The organism is Mediterraneibacter flintii, assembly GCF_055387595.1.
In genome coordinates, this window is the sequence record NZ_AP031405.1 from 559,839 (window position 1) to 581,244 (window position 21,406).

The following is a 21,406-nucleotide window of genomic DNA, read 5'->3' on the forward strand; positions in this document are numbered from 1 at the left end:
CTTCTAAGTATAATCATCTTCTCTTTTGATTGGAATTCCGTCATTATCCCAATATAGAGAGATGGTGTTTTCATATACTCTGAGATCCGGTTTATATCTAAGCTCTCTTTCTTGCTTTAATTCATATACAGAATATATGGCGATAAGGAGTGAACCTAAGGATATACATATTGCTATTAACGAACCATAATTTGTTTTTTTAAAGGGATCGATATATTTGTTGTATTCTTCTGCTACTTTATCATTAGACACAGATAATCTAACAGCTACGGTTTATATATTCGTCTTTTTACGTTTTAATTTCCATAAATAATAGCGAACTTTTAATTTGGTAAACATTTTTACCCCTTCTTCATCTTCATCCTCTTTATTACTTTCAGCCTTGTAAACTCCTCCCTCTCTTTTTCTTCCAGTGCGTTGGTAATGCTATATACCAGCTGTGAATACATGGGAATAGTGATGTTTTGCAGTGCATTCGCCCGTTTTTGTGTCTTTTTGATATTCGAAGCGAGACGATACGCTGCATTTTCCACCATAGAGAGCTTGACTGTTAAGTCTTTTACCTTGCGGAATGCCTCTCGTGCGGTATCAATGGACTCGTGTGTGGTGCCGAAAGAGTAAGTCGGCGTACCGTCGTCCGGAATATATTTCACATGGGGAATTTCGGTACCCATAATGCTTCTTGTCTGAATGGTGATGGAGTTCTCAATGGGCACTGTGTAGGCAAGCTGATCCACCATATTGATTCCATGCTCAATATTTGCCCTCTGTAGGCACCGGTAGGCATAGGTAAAGGTATGATCGATTTCATCTTGTATATTGCGCGCTTCATCGATCAAATTCATAAGTTCTCGGATAAGAATATTTCGCTTTTTATCCATCAGATCATACCCTTGCTTTGCAAGTGCCAGGGAATTTTTTGCCAGCATGAGATTTCCTTTTGTAGGAAAGGTACGCGGATCCATGCGACTCCTCCTTTCAAAAATATATCAGCCTTCAAAACAGATATGCTATACCCTGTTGAAAGGAAGAGTTTTATTCCTCTTCCTCTTCTGTCGGGTGATAATATTTATCCAGAATCTTTGTATCTACTCGATCCAACTCTTCTCTTGGCAGACGACCGAGCAGCTTCCACCCCAGATCCAGGGTTTCTTCCATGCTGCGGTTTTCTTCGGGACCCTGCCCGATATAATTTTGCTCAAAATCTATTCCAAATTCCAAGTATTTTTTGTCAATGGGCGAAAGCTCATCCTCACCGATAACGGAAGCCAGGTTTCGCGCGTCTCCTACTTTGGCATAGGCGGAGAAAAGCTGGTTTGCCAAGTCCTGATGATCCTCTCTTGTATATCCTTCCCCGATACCGTCCTTCATCAGGCGGGAAAGAGAGGGCAGGATATTGATGGGCGGATAGATGGACTGCCCATGCAGGGGTCTGTCTAAAACAATCTGTCCTTCTGTGATATATCCTGTCAGGTCAGGAATCGGATGTGTAATGTCATCATTGGGCATTGTGAGGATGGGAAGCTGTGTTACCGAACCCTTTACGCCTTCTACAATGCCGGCACGTTCATAGATAGTGGCAAGCTCACTGTACAGATAACCGGGAAATCCTTTTCGGCTTGGAATCTCTCCTTTAGAGGAAGAAACCTCCCGCATCGCTTCTGCAAAAGAAGTCATATCCGTCAGGATAACGAGGATATGCATATTTTGTTCAAAGGCCAGGTATTCTGCTACAGTCAAGGCTACCTTCGGTGTAATCAGACGTTCGACTACCGGGTCATTGGCAAGGTTTAAAAACATGGCAACGTGGTCTGCCACGCCGCTTTCTTCAAACGTATGGCGGAAGAAGTCAGCGACGTCATGTTTTACTCCCATAGCGGCAAATACAATGGCGAACTGTTCCTCAGAGTTTTCGCCGAGGGAGGCCTGTTTTACAATCTGTGCCGCGAGCTGGTCGTGGGGCAGGCCATTCCCTGAGAAAATGGGGAGCTTCTGTCCGCGTATCAGGGTAGTCAGTCCGTCGATAGCAGAGATGCCTGTGTGAATATAATTTCTTGGATATTCTCGTTTTACCGGATTCAAGGGAAGACCGTTGACGTCCCGTTTCAGTGTGGAGATAATCGGGCCTAAATCGTCAATAGGCTGTCCGATTCCATTGAAAGTACGCCCCAGCATATCCGGAGAGAGCGCGATTTCCATTGGATGTCCGGTAAGTCGTGTGTGCGTATTTTTCAGAGACATATTTTCAGAGCCTTCAAATACCTGTATCACAGCGCGATCCTCGTACACCTCTACTATACGTCCAATTTTGCGTTCTGTACCGTCCACAATAAATTCAACGATTTCATCAAAGAAAGCATCCTGTATGCCTTCCAGGGCGATGAGAGGACCATTGATGCTGCTTAAGCCTAAATATTCGATTGACATGTGTCGGATTCCTCCCTTCTTATGCATTTTTTTCCAGGACACGTTGATAAAAAGCGTCAATATCCCGATGGTATCCGGCAAACAACTCTGGTCTGTCATTTGGTACGTCGTACTTGATAGCGATAACCTTGTCGAAAATGTTTTCTGCTTTTAGTACAGACATAGGATGCCCCATTGTGACGAGAGCACGTGCCTGGTTGTACAGATATAAGATTGTTTCCATCATCAGATATTGTTTTTCCATAGAGACACAGGTATCGTCTTTGTGGAAAGCATTTTGCTGCAGGAAACCGAGTCGGATGACCCGGGCGATTTCCAACACCAGTTTTTGATCATCAGGAAGTACGTCGCTTCCGATCAATTTTACAATTTCCAGCAGACTGCTCTCCTGATTTAAAAGTGCCATAAGGCGGTTGCGGTAATCTACAAATTTAGGAGAGACGTTATCCTGATACCAGTGGCTTAAATCATTCAGATATTCACTGTAACTGGTGAGCCAGTGAATTGCAGGAAAATGTCTGGAGTAGGCAAGGCTTTTATCCAGTCCCCAGAAACAACGGACAAAACGTTTTGTGTTCTGTGTTACAGGCTCAGAAAAATCACCGCCCTGCGGCGAAACGGCGCCGATAATTGTCACAGAACCGTCTGTTCCATTTAAGTTGTGCATCATGCCTGCCCTCTCATAGAAGGCAGAGAGACGGGAGGCAAGGTAAGCGGGGAATCCTTCCTCCGCGGGCATCTCCTCCAGACGTCCGGAGAGCTCGCGCAAAGCTTCCGCCCAGCGGGAAGTGGAATCTGCCATGATAGCAACGTCATATCCCATATCGCGGTAGTATTCGGCGAGGGTAAGGCCGGTGTAGATGCTTGCTTCGCGGGCGGCAACCGGCATATTGGAGGTGTTGGCGATCAATGTAGTCCTGTCCATCAGAGGATTTCCGGTGCGGGGATCTGTAAGCTCTCCAAATTCTTCCAATACCTGCGTCATTTCATTTCCACGTTCGCCGCAGCCGATATAAATAATGATGTCGGCATCTGCCCATTTGGCAATTTGGTGCTGGGTCATGGTTTTTCCTGTACCGAATCCGCCGGGAATGGCGGCTGTGCCCCCTTTGGCGATGGGAAACATTGTATCAATAATTCTCTGTCCGGTGATAAGCGGAACAGAGGCTGGAAAACGATGATGGGTCGGACGCGCTGTACGGATAGGCCAGTACTGTGTCATAGAAAGTTCTTTTTGAGAACCGTCGTTTAATTCCAGCGTTACAAGTGTTTCTTCGATCGTATACTCCCCGTCCGAAGCGACAGAAAGAACAGTACCTTCTATATTTGGAGGAACCATACACTTGTGGAGAATGGCGTGGGTTTCGGGAACTTCTGCAATAATATCACCGCTGTGCAGATATTGCCCTTCCTTCACTGTGATGTGCGTCTGCCATTTTTTAGATTTATCCAATGAATCTACGCTTACGCCGCGAGTGATAAACGCACCCGCAGATTCGGAAATACGCTCTAAAGGCCGTTCAATCCCGTCGAAGATATTATTGAGAATTCCGGGCGCCAGTGTGACAGAAACAGCATTTCCGCTGGCAATCACCTCTTCACCAGGCTTTAAGCCCGTTGTCTCTTCATAGACCTGAATGGTTGTTCTGTCTTTATCGAGCGCAATGACCTCACCTACAAGCTTCTGCTTTCCGACATAGACCATTTCAGACATACGAAAGCCCGTATTGCCCTTCAGATAGATGACAGGGCCATTAATTCCGTAAATTGTTCCAGTTTTAAGCAACTCCGTCACCTCCTAAAAACAAAAATGAGTCATATTCATTGCGAAGCTTTGTCTTGAAGGAATTATCAATGAGGATATTTCGCGCACGAATAACAGCGCGTACCCCTCCGATAAAGTCCTCAGCGCTGATTGTCAAGTGAATACCGGTGGCATCCTCCAAATCAGAACGCTTCGTTTCATCAGAAGGATTGATATAAATCACAACCGGATCCTCTCCGGCAAAATGTTTGGCATGATGGATGCAGTTTATAAGGTAATCCAGATAGCTTTCGGTTTTCATATAGTCATCAAGCAGGCTTTTGGTTTCTTCAAATATTTTATCTTTTAATTCCAACTGTACTTTTCCGTACTGTCGTTTTATTTCCAGCTGTGATTTTGCCATTGCCTGGTTTAGCTGCTGTCTGGCATTTGTCGTCTCAGCCTTGATGCGGGTCTGGGACTGGCGGATCGCCTCCTCTTTATGATCTGCCAATACTTTTTCCAGTGCTTCTTTGTAGGAATCGATGATGGCATTTCCTTCGCTTCTCGCCTGTTCCATCGATGTAGTCTGTAAATGTGCGATTTTTTCTTCCAGAGTCAAACAAAATTCCTCCTTTTCCATTCAGCACGTTTTTTCATTTCAGATGTCCTTCTTTATATATTTACAATTTAAGTCCGATTGCTTCAGTAATATAAGACGTGATAAAGTCTTTTTTTCGTCCGGTTCCGTGCCTGTCGGGGATTTCGACAAGAAGGGGATTTTTGCGTTCCAGACGGAATGTGTCAATGATGTCAGGAAATTCGCGGCCGAATTTTTCGGTTAGAAGCACAATGCCTACCGTTTTGTCTGCCAGCACATCTTCAAGCGCTTTGCGAAGCTCCTCGCGTTCATGTACAACAACACCGTCTACCCCTGCAAGTCTCATGCCCGTATAGGTATCGACATTATCACTGATTAAATACATTTTCATATTATAGGTTCCCCAGGATCATAAAAGAGATAATCAGCCCGTAGAGGCAGACACCTTCTGCAAGTCCTACGAAAATTAAAGATTTACCCAGAACAGAAGAGTCTTCGCTGATTGCTCCCAATGCCGCACTCGCTGCGCTGGCAACGGCAATACCGCCGCCGATACAGGATAAACCGGTAACCAATGCGGCTGCGATATAGCCCATTCCTGTTGCAAAACCAGAATCTGAAGTGACACTTCCCGCCGCCTGTACATCTGGACTTAACATCATAATGGAGGCGAGGGCAAACGCACCGAAGAAAAAGAAAGCATTGACGCCGAGCGTACGTTTATAACGCTTTTTATTCTTTTCTCCGATCAGATAGTAGCCAAATGGGATGATAATGCTTAAAATCAAAGCGATGATGAAGATAATTTTCGTTGCTAAAGTCATAGTATAATCCTCCTATTTTTTGTTTGTCTTTTTTGTATATGGCTGAAATGCTCTGCCAGTGCCTTTATAAAAGCGGCTGAACATTTCATAATATTCTAGACGCAGTACCTGGATACCTACGATTAGTCCTTCCAATCCGCATACAAACAGGTTTCCCAGTACAATGACAATCCAGTTTGGATTTCCCTCCTCTGCACCGGCGAGCATCAGCACAACCTCCATGATGGCTGCGTGGCTGACGGCGAAGGCGCCGATACGGATGAAAGAGATGGTGTTGGAAAAATAACTTAATAAGGTCTCAAATAATTCAAAGAATCCTTCCACAATGAACATTGCCTTGCTCTCTTCCATCTTGTCAGCGCGCTTTTGAATAAGCCTGGTCAGCGGTTTTTTAAAGAAAATCAAAAGCAGCGGCACCCCGAACATGACAGCCATGACAAATCCGGCAGGAAGAGAATTGCCGGTCATAAACAGTACAATGGAGACGATGGCGGAGGCATAGAAAATGAATCCGGCAACACCGTTGGCGTCAAACCAGGCGCCTTCTATATCGCGGCTTTTCAGTGCGTTGATAATATGAAGAATCATAGCGAGAAGAATGATTCCCATACCAAAGGCAACAGCAATGATAAATACAGTGTTCAGCTTTCCTAAAAACGGCAGTGTCGTCATATGGTCAATGGGACGCAGCCACAGAGCCGGTAGGACATTTTCAAAACCAAAAATACTCCCGAAGAGGAAGCCGAAAATGGTGGAAAAGATTCCGGCAGTTGCGATAATTCCGGCAAGAGGAGCCTTTTTAAAATGAAAGATCAGCCCTCCGCCAATAAAAAGCAAAAGTCCCTGTCCCACATCTCCGAACATAACGCCGAAAATAAACGAATACGTCAGGCCTACAAATACAGTCGGATCCATTTCGTTAGAAGCAGGAAGTCCGTACATCTGGATAAACATTTCAAAAGGCTTGAAAAGCTTGGGGTTCTCCAGCTTTGTAGGTGGTTCCCCGAAAAAGGTATCGTGGTCGTCCTCCACTACGACGAATACCCGATCGTCCTCTTTGATTTCAGCTAAAAATTTTTCTACGTCATCTTCCGCCATCCAGCCGCAGAGAATATAGTAATCCTCTTTTTTGTCTTCTACGCGGGCAGCAAGCTTGCGGACATCAAAGTTATTAGAAAGTTCTTCTAAACGGTTTTTGGCGGCGACAAGCTGCGGCGCACGATCAGAGAGCATTTCTCCGGCAGCTTTGTCCAAATCTTCGATTTCTATATGAATTCTTGCAATCTCGCTGTCTAAAGCCTGATAGGCATAAGAAGGAGTACCCTCAAATTCGTCCTTTAATTCAATCCGTTCAAAATGCAGAGAACGAAATACTGCGTCTACCTTCTGTACTTCCCCGGGAGAAACAAAATAAGCCCCGTACACATAGCTTTCATCGCGTTCTCCTTCTACGAAGATAGCGCCCAGATCTTCCATCAGATATTTGAGCATTTTGTGATAATATTCCACAGCAATTCGCCCAAACCGGTAATTGATGAACCGGTAATTTAAGACGTGATGTAAATCACAGTCCAAAGGACGGAAAGGTGCGATGACTTGCTGCTTTGCACGAAGCTGTTCGGTTTTCTTTTTTAATTTTTCCTTCTTCTCCTCAAGAGACATGTAATCTTCGTTCGCTTTTCTGACGATTTCAAACATGTCGTTGAGCCCCAGGGATGTGTCAGGAACAATATCCTGGACATTTGGAAGGAGCTCCACAAATTGTACTGCTTTATTTAATGCGTCACGGTATGGATTGATTTCTATAAAGGGGCGCAGGTTATCCACTGTCTTGAGCTCAGACAATGCAGATTCCAGTTGGATTTCGTATCGGGAAAGATAAAGATCTGTCACCCGATCAATGTCACTGCGCGGGCCGGATATATTAATAAATTTCATCTTTACAATCATTGTGTTCTACCTCCTACGTATGCCAACGTTTCGCCGGGAGACAGGCTGTACCGGATACACTCCATAGCGGTAGTCAGCTTTTTGAGTTCCTCTTCTTTTAAGAAGAGATAGGTATTGATTGCAGCGATAGAGTAGGGGTTACGTCGTCTGTCTATTATATAAAGATGATGGAGACAATCAGCGTACATCTGCTCGATCGTTAGATTCTGCCGGAAGTTATAATGACGGGCATAGGAGGTTTTTTCTAATACATTCATAAATTCCTCCAAAGATGCCGTCTCGACCAGTTCTTTTATCTGGTCGACGTGAACTTTATAATGAATGGGAATCAGCATCAAATAAATATCTGCCGGCTGCATGTTGTAATATTTCTTTGCGCGGTATATATACTGCAGATTCAAAAGATCAATTTTGGAGCCGCAGTCCTGTGTAAATAGATCTAAGTCTGTTTTTTTCAGCACTTTTTTCCGTTCTTTCCATAAAGAAGAAAAATAATACAGATCTAAAGTCAGCTCGTAGTCAAATAAAGACAGATGCTGCGACTCTTGTATCTTTTTCAACGGTTCATAATACTCGGTATCCTTTAGATTTTCAATCAATTCGCCGGTCGTATGCGAGCCGATCAGTTTTTCAATGGAAATCTGAGAATAGCGGTCGAAAAAAGCCTTCTTATAATGTAAGTCAAATGGCTGCCGATAGTGATTGATTACAATCCGCAGGCAGTAATTGATTAAATCAATCTCATAACGTTTCAGATAAAGCTTTAAAAAACGACGCTGCTGCTGTCCGCAGAAACGGTAAATCTTCGTATAATCATGGTAGAGCGACTGAATCAGAACTTTCTCAATATTACCGCGGTGCAGTTTATCATCCTCCAGTGTCTCAAGGACATCTGCATAAGATGAATTTTCTTTCAGGTAAGAGACAACCTCCAGAACGCTGCTTAGATTTGCGATTTCTTCAAATTGTTCCGGTTTTAACAGCTTTGCTTCCATTGCACGTATTTTTGTCACGATACCGCTGTAAGCTAGTATATTTCCCATAGGCTACACCTCGGTAATCCGGTTTAATAATTCTTTTGCGTATTTCGTATGATTCTCTTCGTATTCTTTTTTCAGCGCTTCCACTGTCAAATTACCAGCTCCACTCTGTGATTCCAGAAGCTTTCGCGTATTTTCTTCTAACTTGGCACGTATGGCCTCAATTTGGCTTAACGTTTTATTTTCTAATTGGGTATCAAAGGCTCTTCTTTTTTCATCGTATTCTTTGTCAAGGATTTCTTTCTGGGCTTCCGCATGTTGAACAATCGCTGAAGCGGCATCTTCGATTTCCGTCAATTTGTTTACAATAGAGTCCATAACAACCCTCCTGTTTGTTAAAAAATACTAATTTATTCTATCATACACCTTTTTTAGAAAAATGCAAGTTAAGGAATTGTCAATTTTTATAAAATGGTATCAGTTCAGACATACAGTGGAGGCAGCCACGATAAGCACGCAGTGCGGTTTTACGAATGGCGCGGGCTGAACTGATAATTTCTATAAAAACCCCTTTGACCATAAGTGGGGGCTTGTGCTATGTTAAAGGTAACGCCGGAATAGGGAGAATGTGGAAGGAGGACTATCCGACTTAGATTTTTCCAGAGTTTTATGCGAGGCGTAGTATTCCCCAGACAGGAAGCTTGTATACCTTATCGGGCGAAGCCCGCCATCCCGAAGGGAATAAGTTACGGTGTGCCCTTTAGGGTATACCTTATCAGGTGAAGCCTGCCGTCCCGAAGGGAATAAGTTATGGTGTGCCTTAGGACATAGTTTTTAAGGCATGGAAGAAAAGCGGGAAGTTTTGACAAAAAAGGAGGCATCATATGAGACTGCGTAATATACCCAGAGCAGAAGGAGTAATACAGCTTCACAGAGCTGTTATAAAAAGACCAGAGGCACAGAGAGGAAATTGGAAGCAGATATTTGGAAACGAAAATCCTATTTATATAGAAATCGGTATGGGAAAAGGACAATTTATTCTTGAAATGGCCCGCAAACATTCCGCGCTGAATTTTATTGGGATTGAGAGATATTCCAGTGTCCTGCTGCGGGCAATCGAAAAGTTTGATACAGAAGAGTTCCAGGAATTAGAAAATGTCCGGTTTGTCTGCATGGATGCCAGGAACGTAGAAGAGGTGTTTGCCCCGAAGGAAGTGGGAAAGATTTATCTGAATTTTTCAGATCCATGGCCGAAAGCACGACATGCGAAGAGACGGCTTACTTCTCGGGAATTTCTGGAGCGCTATGAAAAGATCCTGGCGGATGGAGGAGCTGTAGAGTTTAAAACAGATAATACAGAGTTGTTTAATTTTTCATTGGAACAAGTAAAAGAGGCAGGATGGGCATTGAAGCATTATACTTACGATCTTCACCATAATGAAGAGTTGAACCGAGGAAATGTAATGACAGAATATGAAGAAAAATTCTCTTCTAAGGGAAATCCTATCAATAAGATGATTGCAGTGAAAAAATAGTATAGAAGAATATTTCACATCTGCGGACTTTGTTCATATACTAATATATATTCCCAGTATCGGCATAAAGAGAGAAGAAAAGGAATAGAAAGTGGCATACCTTTGGATTTGCCGGCGTTTAAAATGGAGGAATGTTATGAGATGGAGAAAGAGTTGGAAAACCTGTGTAAGAGAGAGATTATATTGTATGCCGGGGATAAACAGGCGCCTGATGTGCCTGAGATGTTCTTTTGATGAGGTGTACCGGATTTTAAACACCGGTTTTTGCCATGGAGATGAAAAAGAAAGAAAATGTAGGTGAATAAAGTGAATGCATGGTCTCAAAAGAAAGAAAACAGGCGGATTTTGGTTACAGAAGATACTTATAGACAGGAAGTGCTTGCCTCCGATTTGCCTGTTCTGGTTGAATTTTATGCATCCTGGTGTGGAAAGTGTGCAATGATGCAGGAGACGGTGGCACAGCTTGCAGAAGAATACCAGGGGATTATAAAGGTCTGTCAGATCGACATTGACAAATCAGAAACACTTGCAGCGCAGTTTGAAGTGACAGAGGTTCCTACATTTGTTATTTTTGTAGAAGGTGAGCCTGTCGCGGCGGCAAGTGGAGTTGTACGAAAGAGTATGCTGAAAAAAATGATAGAGGACTTCAAATGAAGAAAATTTTGTGCCGGTGTTTAAGATTGCCGGCACAAGATATGTATGTTTCCATCAAAATAGGGTAAGATGAAAGATAGACGGCAGATTTAGGGTGAAATTGTAAAAAAAGAGGAAGAAAATAGAAAAAATCTCTTGCAATCCTAAAAAAACTGTTATATAATAGCACTTGCGTTACAGAAATAACAAGAAAATATTGAAATGCGCGATTAGCTCAGTTGGTAGAGCACCTGACTCTTAATCAGGGTGTCCAGGGTTCGAACCCCTGATCGCGCACTTGAAAATCACTGTTTTTGAAGTCGTTGGAGCTTCGGGGGCGGTGGTTTTTTTGTATGTTTTCAAGGAGGGGAATTAGATAACCTCTCTCTTTCTGTTTATATAATCCTTAAAATTTTTTCAAAGATAGCGGTTTCTTGTTCATTTATTGTTGTATCAATATGATAGTGACCAAAAAACCACCGTTTAAAGTTAACATTGCTTCGTATATCTTCCAAATAATCTGTCAGTATATCGGGTTTGAAATAGCCCCGAGATAATAGCATTACACTGCTGCTTGCTCCACAATGGGTTAATATAAAATCGACGTTATTGTTTGTTTGCTGGAGATTATTTAAAGCTTCGTTCATTTCCTCTTGCGACGGTAATTCTTGTTTCCACCAGGAAATTTTATTAACACGAAATAGTTTGTTAGGATTATTTTTCCATGTCTGAAGCTTTGGGTCATTTACTTCAATAATTCCGTCTCTGATATCGTGGCTTCTCGCGCCTCCAAATGTAAAAAAGCGTTTTTCTTGTATTTGAAATATTTGGCCACGCATTAGGTGGATTATACTAGAACGGATTTTATGTACCTTACCGCCATTCCATATCTCTGTTGGATAGTTGACTAGTCTATCGAAATTTTCATGATTGCCATCGACGAAGCAAGTAGTAAATGTTTTTTGTTCTAACCAGTCAAGCCTCTCCTTTTCGTATGTGTTTTCTCCTTTGTAATCCCAAACTAAACCGAAATCCCCAAGAATTATAACTAAATCTTTTTTACACAGCTCATTTTGCTGAGGAAAATTTTCTAGTGAAAATCGGTTTTGCGGATTGCCATGAATATCTCCAGTAATGAATACCATTATTCTTCCTCACCTTCTTTCCGATAATATCCAGAAGCGCTTACATATGTGATGCTGGCAATTAATTCACAAAGATAGCGATAACGTACTCCTTGCTTAGAATTAATTAAACCCAAATCAAAATCAGCTTTCAGTTGTTTATATAGCGCAGAATCACTAGGTAAGATTTCTTGTACTACTTCTAGATAGTCCACATACTCTTCTTTTGGGATTTTTCGAAAATCACTCCATGCCCAAGCTGGAACGCCCGATTTCCCATGCCAACCATATTTGTTTAGTACATTAATAGTTTCTTGGACGAAAGCTTTTTTTGTTTTTTCTTTATGCTTTGTATATGTGTATTCTCTTTTTAGATGGTCGGAGAGATTTCCACTGCAATTCGAGTCTAAATACCCTCGTTTCTCGAGCTGATTTAATGTACTTTGTAAGGCGGTGAGAAGAGCCATCTGTATGTTCTCGTTTTGTGATTTTGAAAATATTCGGCTTTCGTGAGGAATGTTGACAGCGATATATACCTGTGCTTTGCTCAAGCAGTTTTTCATTGTGCTCCCTCCTTTAAACTCAATTATTGCAAGAAATGTTTTCTAGTAAATAGCGAATAGCGGTATCGTACAATAGGGTGTTTAGCTCAACGTCTTTCATTTTGCGTCCACGGTAATACCCCAAAGCTACGATAATCTGTCTAATAGTTTCGTAGGGGACATGAAGTTGCTTTGCAATATCTGAAATCCATGCACTACGCTCTCCGTAAAGTTTATTAATAAGTTCTAACACTTCTCTGCTTGTCATTTTTTCCTCCTCTTTTAATATGATGTCATAAAAATAGCATACAAAAATGATATTGTCAACATCTATTTGATGAATTGATAGATGATAAATTGATGTTTTCGAGGTGAAAAAATGAGCGATAGAAAAATTTGGTATCTATCGCTTATGTTATAATGAGTTTATTGTTCTGAAATTGTTTTACTTTGTTCATGATTTAAACATTCTTTCAAGGCATATGAAACAGTAAATCCTTGTGTTACGCGTGAATCCCATTTTTTTGATAAAATTGTTTGCAATTTTTCTAAATTTTCAAGGGCTTCTTGAGATAGTGTTAAAGTTGTGCGTGCCATAATTAATCCTCCTCTATATTTTATTAATATTAAAATAACATATCAAAAAACATCTGGTCAACATCAAATTGATGACAAAATAGGAGGGGATATTGAACATGGGATAGATAGCATTAAGATGTTACTTATCCTGAAGACAATCTTAATTATATCATTGCTGTTTAAAGATTACTCTACGGCATTATTGGCTTCGTCCAGCCCTTTGACAGTAGAGACATTTATCGACTATCTAAAATTATTCTATGCGTCTTTAAACTATCCAAAGTTTTATTATCAATTCCAGATTTCAATAATTTATACTGACTAATATTTTTACATTTCATATTTTCCCATAATGGAGAGTAATCTATCATTGTAATTACCATCTTTTCCTACTTTTTGATAGAAAAATTTTGTTTCATTATATATCAATGCGAAGTCAGAAGTATAAGATAAAATTTCTTTCTAAGCATATTTTAAGTAGGCTATTATGTATAGGGATACATGAAATTATAAAGAATAAGAAATATATGATATAATAATACAAATGTATGGCATCCTGTATGACTGCGAAAAAAATATAAAAAGAAGGTGAATAAAATGATATTTTATTTTTCAGGAACGGGAAATAGCGCTTATATTGCAGAACGAATTTCCCAGGCGTTAGATGAAAGAATCTGCTCATTAAACCAGGAGATTAAGAACCATCGACTTTTTAAAGGAAAGACACCCGAACGGCTGATTTTTGTATTGCCAACCTATTCTTGGAGGATACCGAAGGTTGTGGAGGAGTGGATTTTAAAATCCAGATTTTATGGTACACCAGAAGCATATTTTGTGATGAACTGCGGAGGAGAAATTGGAAATGCGGCAAAGTATATAAGAAAGCTCTGCCGTAAAAAAGAGTTTCTTTACCGAGGATGTGCGGAGATTGTTATGCCAGAAAATTATATTGCCATGTTTTCTGCACCTGATGAGATGGAAGCAAAAGAGATTATTGCGAAAGCAGACCCCAAGATTGATGCAGTGATAGAACAGATTGCAGAGGGGAAAACGCTGGAGAAGGAAAAAGAAGGGTTCATGGGCGCAGTTTTAAGCGGACCGATTAACATTCTATTTTATCCAGCAGTAGTACATGCAAAAAAATTTTGGGCAGACGACCAGTGTATTGGATGCAGAAAATGTGCAGATGCCTGCCCGTTGAATAACATTACAATGGAGGAGAGAAAACCTAAGTGGCACAACAAGTGTACACATTGTATGGCATGTATTACAGTCTGTCCCACAAAGGCAATTGAATACGGAAAGAAAAGCGCGGGTAAACCGAGATACCGCTGCCCATACGGACAGATGAGAGAGATATGAGCTGGCAGTGAGTGTTTAGTTGAGAATTATACCGGACAGTATCCTGTATCAGAAAGAAATTTTTCCGCCTGTGCTCTGCTTTGCACACCAGAAGTAGCTCCGACAGACTGGACACAGATGGCAGCGCAGGCAGAGGCAAAAGACAAGGCATTTTTAAATGAACTGCCGCGCAGGAGAGCAGAAAGAAAACCTGCGGCAAAATTATCGCCGGCTCCAGTACTGTCTATTGCGTTTACTCTGAATGCAGGCATGGAAAGACTTATCTTATGATTTTTAGCAAAGCATCCATTCTGTCCGGTTTTGATGATGACATTTTTAACCCCATAGTTTAAAAAGACTTCTGCCATATCAGCGTAGTCTTTTTTCTTTGTATAAAATCTGGCCTCTTCTTCATTGGGGAAGATATAGTCAATATAAGACAAGGCTTCCTTGATGTCTTCAAGTGTGACGGGTGTTTGAAGCGGAAGTTTGGTATCCGCTGTTACAATGGCTCCGGAAGCTTTTGCATCACGGCAGATTTTAGTAATGATTTCTGGGCATGTTAAGGGTGGTCTGAAAAGACTGGCAAGAGAGACTATCTGTACCTTTTTAAACAGAGAATGGGAAATCTGTAAGAAATCGTTCAGACAGAAAAAGGCATTGATCGATTTTCGATTTCCATCAGCGTCTACGAGTAGAGGGGCAATAGGAGTGTGTACCGCGTTATTACGGATGATATTGGTTGTACATATTCCGCTGTCAGTAAGGAGGTTGGTTAATATATCTCTGGCAAGATCGTTTCCGAGGACACAGACAGTCTGTACGCTGTGACCCAGACGGGATAAAACAACGGACTCATTGAATGCATCTCCGCCAGGGGACAAAGTGACAGAATCAGCAGTCTGCACACGTTCTTTATAAGAAGCACTGTTCCATCCTTTTATGATACAGTCCATAAGAACCTGACCAATACAAAGGACTTCTGGTGTTGTGTGAGTATGTATATTCATTTTCGCAGCCTCCTCATGCTCTAAAAATAAAAGGTATGTCGGCCGTCTTCATCAGAGAAATACAGATAAAAACGGCTGGATGCTAAAATTATATCATATCCATATATATTTGTCATAGAAGGATAGACAGACTTTTTAGGCGAGAAATCGATTTACATGCATAAGAAAAAATAATAAGGAGTCGAGTAGAGCCTAAGAATATACGTTGACAGTCTATGAAAGCAGTGCTACTCTAATAATATGAAGTTAGCGATTGCTAACCAATCTGATATATATCAGTATTCTAAAGCTGGAAGTTCATAAAAGGAAAGAAGGTCTGTACAATGGGAAGATATTACCGATTGTCAAAGAAAATTACAGAAGAGACGGCAGAAGAAATATTAAGGGAGATACGGGAAATTGAAGGGGCTGGAGAGATTACATTTGTAATGGACAATACTTGCCTGTTTGTAGATGTAGACAGAGAAAAGTATCCGCAGATTATGGGAAGAGCAGTGAATATATGCAGCAGAGTAGGAAAAGGGTGTGAGTTGTCCTTCGCTGGTTTCGGGCAGGAAAATAAATAGTGTTGCTTGACATTTACCGTATTTATGTTTATGATAAAAATCAAATACATAGGAATGATAACAAGGGGAGCTTGTGCTACAGGCTGAGAGGAAGTTTATAACTTCGACCCATAACCTGATTTGGATAATGCCAACGTAGGGATTTACGGTATGTGGGATTGTGCCCTCCTTGTTTTCAAAAAATAACAAGGAGGGTTTTTATGTTTGATCTATTAGTGAATGGGGAAGGCAGTCTGACGGCAGCAGGTTATGCGGTGAGTATTGTCGCTGGAATCCTTCTATTTATAGCAGCGTCTTTCTTTGCAGGAAAAACCTCGGAGAAAAAGAAGATGACAGCAAAACAGCTTGTATTTTGCGGTATGGCGATTGCATTAGCGTTTCTGACATCTTATTTAAAAGTATTTGAAATGCCCTGGGGAGGCAGTGTGACCCTGTGTAGTATGCTGTTCATTGTCTTGGTAGGAAACTGGTATGGGCCGAAGACTGGAATTTTGGTGGGCTTTGCATACGGACTTTTGCAGTTTTTGCAGGAACCTTATGTGTTGTCCTTTTTTCAGGTATGCTGCGATTATATTCTTGCCTTTGCAGCATTGGGGACAGCAGGATTCTTTGCAAAAAGCAGATACGGGCTAGTCAAAGGTTATATTGTCGCTGTGATTGCGCGAGGGGCTTTTCATGCACTGGGAGGATACCTGTACTGGATGAGTTATATGCCGGATAATTTTCCGCAATCTTTAAAGAGTATTTATCCAATTGCATATAATTACAGCTACATTCTTGCAGAAGGGGCGATTACGCTGGTGATTATTTCTATTCCTGCTGTGGCAAAAGGACTGAACCGGATTCGACAGATGGCCTTAGAATAAAAGTGAGTGCCGGGGCAGAGGAATGATGAAATCCATAGAAGTGTTTATTGTAAATCTGTACAATAAATGATATGTAAAATTATAAGTTATCCACAAAAAAAGCCAGGATGGGAAAAAGACATTGACGTAGTCAAGATACAGTGCTATTATATAGGCAAATAGGAAAACGATTTCCTGCTTTGTAAAAGGAGAACTTATATGGCGGTTACGATTGCAGATATTGCGAAGGAAGCAGGAGTTTCCATTTCTACTGTTTCCAGGGTGATAAATAACACAAAGCCAGTGAGTCCGGAATTAAAAGAAAGAGTATACCGGATTATAGAAAAAAATCATTTTACACCAAACGCATTGGCGCAGGGATTAATTACAAAAAAGACAAATATCGTAGGCGTTATAGTACCAGATATTTCCAATGCGGTTTTCGGAGCTCTGACAAAGGGGATCAATAGTGTATGTTCCAACAAAGGGTATACGATTATGGTATGTGAATCGGGGGGAGAGCTTGAACGGGAATTAAATCTTTTGAACATTCTTGAGGACAGGCAGATTGACGGCGTTCTTTTCGCGGGAGTGGACGTTAATCAGGAATTGGTCGATGCTATGCAGAGAAAGGATTATCCGGTTGTCCTTGTGACGCAGGAATGCTCCGTAAAAGAAAATATAATTGATACAGTGACACATGATAATGTACAGGCACTTTATGATGTTGTGATGTTCCTGCATGAAAACGGGCATGAGAGAATTGCATATTTAGGAGGTCCAGAGTATGATTTTTCTTCTGGACAGAAGCGGCTGAAAGGGTATAAGGAAGCACTCAGTGCACTGAAGATTTCCGTCCCGTATTCATATATTGAACAGGTACAGTTTTCTTTTCAGGGGGGATATGAAGGTATGAAGCGCATCTATGAAGAGAATAGTATTCTTCCTACAGCCGTGGTAACGGGAAGTGATTTGATTGCAATCGGGGCAGTACAGTTTTTGAATGGCCAAGGAATAGGCGTTCCAGAAGAAATATCTGTAATCGGATTTGATGATTTAGATTTTGCTACTTATTTCAGGCCGGAGTTGTCTACTGTTAGGATTCCTTATTTTGAGGAAGGGGAGATTGCGGCGAAGGAATTGTTGAAATATATGACGGGGAGTAAAACAAAAGCCTCTACACATTATGTACCTCACAAGATTATTCGGAGAGGTACTGTAAAAGTATTAAAATAAAGAAGGTCAAGAGCTGAAGTTGGTTTCAGCTCTTTCAAAATAGTTGATAGGAAAACGCTTTCCTAATAGATAAAAAGAAAATGATAGTTCAATAATTTGAGAAAAGGATGAGAATTAAAAAGGAATATTCTTAAAAGAAAGAATATTCAGTTTTTTGTCAAAAAAGGAAAACGCTTTCCAATGCCAGAAGATTCTCCCAAAAAGGGGAATTATATAAAATAATAAATTTAAAAGGAGGAAACATGATGAAAAAGAGAATGAAACAAATTGCAGCGTGTATGATAGCGGCCACGATGGTTGCTGGATTGGCAGGATGCGGCGGGAACAAAGACGGAAACAGCGGTTCCGGTGGAGGCTCTGGAGACAAGATTACCCTGCACTTTTCTTTTGACCAGGGTGTGGGAGAACCTACGCAGCAGATTGTGGACAAGTTTAATGAAAGTCAGGATAAGATACAGGTTGAGACGGTTCTACTTCCACAGGATGCAAACCAGGTTCACGATGACTTCGTGAATAAACTGGCTTCCGGAGACACGAGCGTAGATATTATGGGACTTGATGTCGTATATGTTTCAGAATTTGCTTCTGCCGGATGGCTGATGGATCTAACAGACAAGGTCGATACAAGCGCAATGCTGGAAGGACCGGTAGCGGGTGCAACTTATGACGGAAAACTGGTGGCAGCACCGTGGTTTACAAACTCCAGTGTTCTGTTCTACCGGACAGATGTATTGGAAGCACTTGGAGCAGAGGTTCCCACTACATGGGAAGGCTGGATGGAGCTGGCCGACAAGGCAGTTGGTACAAATGGAATCGAATATGGCGCTGACTTCCAGGCAGCACAGGCTGAAGCACTTGTAACAAACTGGGTAGAATATGTATGGGGTAATGGCGGAGATATACTAGATGAAGACGGAAAGCCGGTCGTAAATTCTGAAAATAATATCGAAGCGACCAATATTATGAAAACACTGGTAGACGAGTATGCGCCAGAGGGTGTCACCACCTATACGGAGACAGAAAGTGAGCAGGTATTTAAAGAGGGTAAGTGTTTGTTTATCCGTGATTGGTCAGGATTCTGGTCAAGTGGACAGGACGAAGGCTCTAAGGTGACAGGAAAAATTGCAGCTACCAAGCTTCCGACAGGCCCAAGTGGGGAAGAATCTCATACATGTCTGGGCGGGCTGGATCTTGTTGTAAATAATGCAATCAGCGATGAACAGAAGGAAGCAGCAATAGAGTTTATCAACTATATGACAAGTGCAGAAACACAGAAAGAAATGACACTGATTTCTTCACAGCCGCCGGTAGTAAAAGATGTGTATACAGATGAGGAAATTTTGGAAGAAATTCCATTTTATGCAGATTTCTATGACATTATTATGACAGGAAAGTCAAGACCAATGTCTCCACAGTATGCAAAAGTTTCTGATGCAATTCAGAGAAACATTCACCAGGCATTGACAGGAGAGGCAGAGGTAGAAGATGCATTAAATACACTGCAAAGTGAAATCGAAGAACTAAACAGCGAAAAATAAGCACTTCGTGTAATCGTGCGCACGCCGCGTAACATAAAACCTGTCTTCTGGGCAGCAGCGCGGCGGCGCATAAGAGACAAAAGCTCTTTAGGACAGAGGGACAATCAATTTGAAGTGGGCTTGCCCGCTTTGTTTAAGGAGGCAACTATGACGGGTAAGAAGAAAAAGTATAATACTCTCCAGAAAACCGAGACAAGGGATGCCTGGATTATGATGGCGCCTGCGATTATCATGCTTTTGATCATAGCAGTATATCCAGTTCTACGCACAATCTGGTTGAGTCTCCATGAGATGGTACTGACGGATCCAGGCAGCGGCTATCCATTTATCGGCCTGGAAAATTATATAAATATTTTAAAAGATGAAAGAGCCCTAAACTCTATTTTATTTACATTGAAATTTACAGTTACTACTGTGTTTTTTGAATTACTCATCGGCTTTGCGGCGGCGCTTGTGATGAATAAAGCATTTCGTGGCAAGGGACTAGTCCGCGCGGCAATTTTAATTCCGTGGGCAATCCCGACATCCGTTTCGGCGCTGATGTGGAAGTTCATTTACAACGACCAGTACGGGCTGTTCAACGATATATTGTACAAGCTGGGGATTATTGACAGTTATCAGGCGTGGTTAAGCACCGCAGACGGCTCCTTTATGGCACTTGTTATTACGGATGTATGGAAAACAGCTCCGTATATGGCGCTGTTGATTTTGGCAGGTCTGCAGATGATTCCGGAGGATCTTTATGAAGCAGCAAAGATTGACGGGGCGAATGTCTTTCAAAGATTCCGATATGTCACTTTACCAAATGTAAAGGGTACAGTATTAGTCGCACTTTTGTTCCGTACACTGGATGCGTTTCGTGTATACGATCTGGTGTCTGTTATGACCGGAGGTGCAAATCAGACGGAAAGCGTATCTCTGTATGCGTACAACAACTTGATGAAATTCTTAGACTTTGGGTATGGTTCTGCGATGGCGGTATTGGTGTTTGTCATTGTGTTTATCATCAGCCTGATCTATATGAGGGCGATGGGCGACCAGCTGACCGGTTCATTAGACTGATAGAAAGAGGGTGGACAAATGAACAGAAAAATGACACATGGAATCAAACAGATTTTCTTTTATCTATTTGTCATCGTCTTTGTAGGGATTATTATTCTGCCGTTTCTGTGGCAGTTTCTGACATCGATTAAACCGATGTCAGAGATTTCAGCTATACCGGCGAAATGGATTCCAAGCGAGATAAATATACAATATTATTTTAATGTATTTGAAAAACATCCTTTCGGCAGATATTTAATGAATAGTTTTATCGTGGCAGTCTGCACGACTGTATTAGGCCTCTTGGTAGGAGCTTCTGCGGCATATGCGCTTGCGCGGCTGAGATTCAAGGGAAAGAAGATTCTTTTAATGGCGATTTTAAGTATCTCTATGTTCCCTGCGATTGCGACATTGAGCCCAATTTATCTGTTGTTAAAGCAGTTCAATCTGTTGAATACGTATCCGGGTTTGATTATCCCGTATATTACATTTGCACTGCCGCTTGCGATCTGGCTTCTGACGAATTTCTTCTCACAGCTTCCTAAGGGCTTTGAAGAGGCGGCTTCTATAGATGGGTGTTCCCGTGCCGGAATTTTCTTTAAAATTATGCTTCCGCTTATCAAACCGGCTATTTTTTCTGTAGCTTTGATTGTATTTATCAATGCATGGAATGAATATATCTATGCGCTGACCTTCATGACAAATGACTTGATGAGAACAGTACCGGTAGGAATCGCCATGTTCCCAAGCAATTATGAAATGCCTTGGGGTGATATGGCGGCAGGTTCTGTCATTGTGACAGTTCCGCTGATAATTCTGGTATTGATTTTCCAGAAAAAGATTATTGCCGGACTGACGACAGGCGGAGTAAAAGAATAAGGAGAGTAAGA

At 41.6% G+C, this 21,406-nt stretch carries 24 protein-coding genes, 1 tRNA gene and 1 riboswitch; of the genes, 10 read left to right on the plus strand and 15 right to left on the minus strand.

Annotation, left to right across the window (positions count from 1 at the left end; translation table 11 throughout):
• Positions 1 to 3 precede the first annotated feature (3 nt).
• The 10 genes from ACZ5C4_RS02600 to ACZ5C4_RS02645 all read right to left on the minus strand — a co-directional run bounded on the left by ACZ5C4_RS02600 (position 4) and on the right by ACZ5C4_RS02645 (position 8,904).
• Positions 4 to 252 (minus strand): hypothetical protein, encoded by a 249-nt coding sequence (locus tag ACZ5C4_RS02600; RefSeq protein WP_464519664.1) that lies wholly within the window; start codon positions 250 to 252, stop codon positions 4 to 6.
• Between the two features lie 89 nt (positions 253 to 341).
• Positions 342 to 965 carry a V-type ATP synthase subunit D gene (locus tag ACZ5C4_RS02605; protein ID WP_464519665.1) on the minus strand — a complete coding sequence of 208 codons (624 nt, stop codon included), beginning with the start codon at positions 963 to 965 and terminating at the stop codon, positions 342 to 344.
• 70 nt (positions 966 to 1,035) lie between these two features.
• A complete protein-coding gene (locus ACZ5C4_RS02610) occupies positions 1,036 to 2,427 on the minus strand; it encodes a V-type ATP synthase subunit B (protein WP_464519666.1) in 1,392 nt (463 codons plus the stop codon).
• Positions 2,428 to 2,446: 19 nt separating this feature from the next.
• Complete coding sequence (locus tag ACZ5C4_RS02615; protein WP_464519667.1) at positions 2,447 to 4,213, minus strand: V-type ATP synthase subunit A; 1,767 nt, start codon at positions 4,211 to 4,213, stop codon at positions 2,447 to 2,449.
• Positions 4,206 to 4,793, minus strand: coding sequence for a V-type ATP synthase subunit E (locus ACZ5C4_RS02620; RefSeq protein ID WP_464519668.1), 588 nt, complete (start codon positions 4,791 to 4,793; stop codon positions 4,206 to 4,208). Before ACZ5C4_RS02620 ends, ACZ5C4_RS02615 begins: the two co-directional genes overlap by 8 nt.
• Before the next feature lie 61 nt (positions 4,794 to 4,854).
• Positions 4,855 to 5,163: a V-type ATP synthase subunit F gene (locus ACZ5C4_RS02625; RefSeq protein WP_059067527.1), complete on the minus strand. Its 309-nt coding sequence runs from the start codon at positions 5,161 to 5,163 to the stop codon at positions 4,855 to 4,857.
• 1 nt (position 5,164) lies between these two features.
• On the minus strand, positions 5,165 to 5,596 hold the full coding sequence (locus ACZ5C4_RS02630; protein ID WP_464519669.1) for an ATP synthase subunit C: 432 nt from the start codon (positions 5,594 to 5,596) through the stop codon (positions 5,165 to 5,167).
• Between the two features lie 12 nt (positions 5,597 to 5,608).
• On the minus strand, positions 5,609 to 7,546 hold the full coding sequence (locus ACZ5C4_RS02635; RefSeq protein WP_464519670.1) for a V-type ATP synthase subunit I: 1,938 nt from the start codon (positions 7,544 to 7,546) through the stop codon (positions 5,609 to 5,611).
• The gene (locus tag ACZ5C4_RS02640) at positions 7,543 to 8,589 is read right to left on the minus strand and encodes a V0D/AC39 family V-type ATPase subunit (RefSeq protein WP_464519671.1); all 1,047 of its coding nucleotides are present in this window, start codon (positions 8,587 to 8,589) and stop codon (positions 7,543 to 7,545) included. Before ACZ5C4_RS02640 ends, ACZ5C4_RS02635 begins: the two co-directional genes overlap by 4 nt.
• Before the next feature lie 3 nt (positions 8,590 to 8,592).
• Positions 8,593 to 8,904: a hypothetical protein gene (locus tag ACZ5C4_RS02645; protein ID WP_186876284.1), complete on the minus strand. Its 312-nt coding sequence runs from the start codon at positions 8,902 to 8,904 to the stop codon at positions 8,593 to 8,595.
• Between the two features lie 506 nt (positions 8,905 to 9,410).
• Between ACZ5C4_RS02645 and trmB the strand changes: the two genes are divergently transcribed.
• The 3 genes from trmB to ACZ5C4_RS02660 all read left to right on the plus strand — a co-directional run bounded on the left by trmB (position 9,411) and on the right by ACZ5C4_RS02660 (position 10,991).
• Entirely contained in the window at positions 9,411 to 10,061 is a 651-nt protein-coding gene (trmB, locus tag ACZ5C4_RS02650) for a tRNA (guanosine(46)-N7)-methyltransferase TrmB (protein ID WP_464519672.1), read from the plus strand.
• A 297-nt stretch (positions 10,062 to 10,358) separates the two neighbouring features.
• Positions 10,359 to 10,715, plus strand: coding sequence for a thioredoxin family protein (locus ACZ5C4_RS02655; RefSeq protein WP_464519673.1), 357 nt, complete (start codon positions 10,359 to 10,361; stop codon positions 10,713 to 10,715).
• Positions 10,716 to 10,918: 203 nt separating this feature from the next.
• Positions 10,919 to 10,991, plus strand: a tRNA-Lys gene (locus ACZ5C4_RS02660).
• A 98-nt stretch (positions 10,992 to 11,089) separates the two neighbouring features.
• Here ACZ5C4_RS02660 and ACZ5C4_RS02665 read toward each other — a convergent pair.
• From ACZ5C4_RS02665 to ACZ5C4_RS02680, 4 genes are all read right to left on the minus strand, one after another.
• Positions 11,090 to 11,839: a metallophosphoesterase gene (locus ACZ5C4_RS02665; protein ID WP_464519674.1), complete on the minus strand. Its 750-nt coding sequence runs from the start codon at positions 11,837 to 11,839 to the stop codon at positions 11,090 to 11,092.
• Positions 11,839 to 12,381 carry a hypothetical protein gene (locus tag ACZ5C4_RS02670; RefSeq protein WP_464519675.1) on the minus strand — a complete coding sequence of 181 codons (543 nt, stop codon included), beginning with the start codon at positions 12,379 to 12,381 and terminating at the stop codon, positions 11,839 to 11,841. Before ACZ5C4_RS02670 ends, ACZ5C4_RS02665 begins: the two co-directional genes overlap by 1 nt.
• Before the next feature lie 19 nt (positions 12,382 to 12,400).
• The gene (locus tag ACZ5C4_RS02675; RefSeq protein WP_464519676.1) at positions 12,401 to 12,628 is read right to left on the minus strand and encodes a hypothetical protein; all 228 of its coding nucleotides are present in this window, start codon (positions 12,626 to 12,628) and stop codon (positions 12,401 to 12,403) included.
• Between the two features lie 158 nt (positions 12,629 to 12,786).
• Positions 12,787 to 12,957: a hypothetical protein gene (locus ACZ5C4_RS02680; protein WP_464519677.1), complete on the minus strand. Its 171-nt coding sequence runs from the start codon at positions 12,955 to 12,957 to the stop codon at positions 12,787 to 12,789.
• Between the two features lie 579 nt (positions 12,958 to 13,536).
• Here ACZ5C4_RS02680 and ACZ5C4_RS02685 point away from each other — a divergent pair.
• Complete coding sequence (locus ACZ5C4_RS02685) at positions 13,537 to 14,301, plus strand: EFR1 family ferrodoxin (protein ID WP_464519678.1); 765 nt, start codon at positions 13,537 to 13,539, stop codon at positions 14,299 to 14,301.
• A 26-nt stretch (positions 14,302 to 14,327) separates the two neighbouring features.
• On the opposite strand, the gene ACZ5C4_RS02690 is transcribed toward ACZ5C4_RS02685, so the two are convergent.
• Entirely contained in the window at positions 14,328 to 15,290 is a 963-nt protein-coding gene (locus ACZ5C4_RS02690; protein ID WP_464519679.1) for a carbohydrate kinase family protein, read from the minus strand.
• 323 nt (positions 15,291 to 15,613) lie between these two features.
• Here ACZ5C4_RS02690 and ACZ5C4_RS02695 point away from each other — a divergent pair, with 323 nt between their 5' ends.
• The 6 genes from ACZ5C4_RS02695 to ACZ5C4_RS02720 all read left to right on the plus strand — a co-directional run bounded on the left by ACZ5C4_RS02695 (position 15,614) and on the right by ACZ5C4_RS02720 (position 21,395).
• The gene (locus ACZ5C4_RS02695) at positions 15,614 to 15,856 is read left to right on the plus strand and encodes a hypothetical protein (protein ID WP_464519680.1); all 243 of its coding nucleotides are present in this window, start codon (positions 15,614 to 15,616) and stop codon (positions 15,854 to 15,856) included.
• 53 nt (positions 15,857 to 15,909) lie between these two features.
• A riboswitch (TPP riboswitch) is annotated at positions 15,910 to 16,015 on the plus strand.
• A gap of 41 nt (positions 16,016 to 16,056) precedes the next feature.
• Positions 16,057 to 16,722, plus strand: a complete 666-nt coding sequence (locus tag ACZ5C4_RS02700; RefSeq protein ID WP_464519681.1) for an energy-coupled thiamine transporter ThiT — start codon at positions 16,057 to 16,059, stop codon at positions 16,720 to 16,722.
• Positions 16,723 to 16,920: 198 nt separating this feature from the next.
• Positions 16,921 to 17,937, plus strand: coding sequence for a LacI family DNA-binding transcriptional regulator (locus ACZ5C4_RS02705; RefSeq protein ID WP_464519682.1), 1,017 nt, complete (start codon positions 16,921 to 16,923; stop codon positions 17,935 to 17,937).
• 242 nt (positions 17,938 to 18,179) lie between these two features.
• On the plus strand, positions 18,180 to 19,475 hold the full coding sequence (locus ACZ5C4_RS02710; RefSeq protein WP_464519683.1) for an ABC transporter substrate-binding protein: 1,296 nt from the start codon (positions 18,180 to 18,182) through the stop codon (positions 19,473 to 19,475).
• A gap of 147 nt (positions 19,476 to 19,622) precedes the next feature.
• Positions 19,623 to 20,537, plus strand: a complete 915-nt coding sequence (locus ACZ5C4_RS02715; RefSeq protein ID WP_464519684.1) for a carbohydrate ABC transporter permease — start codon at positions 19,623 to 19,625, stop codon at positions 20,535 to 20,537.
• Positions 20,538 to 20,555: 18 nt separating this feature from the next.
• A complete protein-coding gene (locus ACZ5C4_RS02720; protein ID WP_207723942.1) occupies positions 20,556 to 21,395 on the plus strand; it encodes a carbohydrate ABC transporter permease in 840 nt (279 codons plus the stop codon).
• Positions 21,396 to 21,406 lie beyond the last annotated feature (11 nt).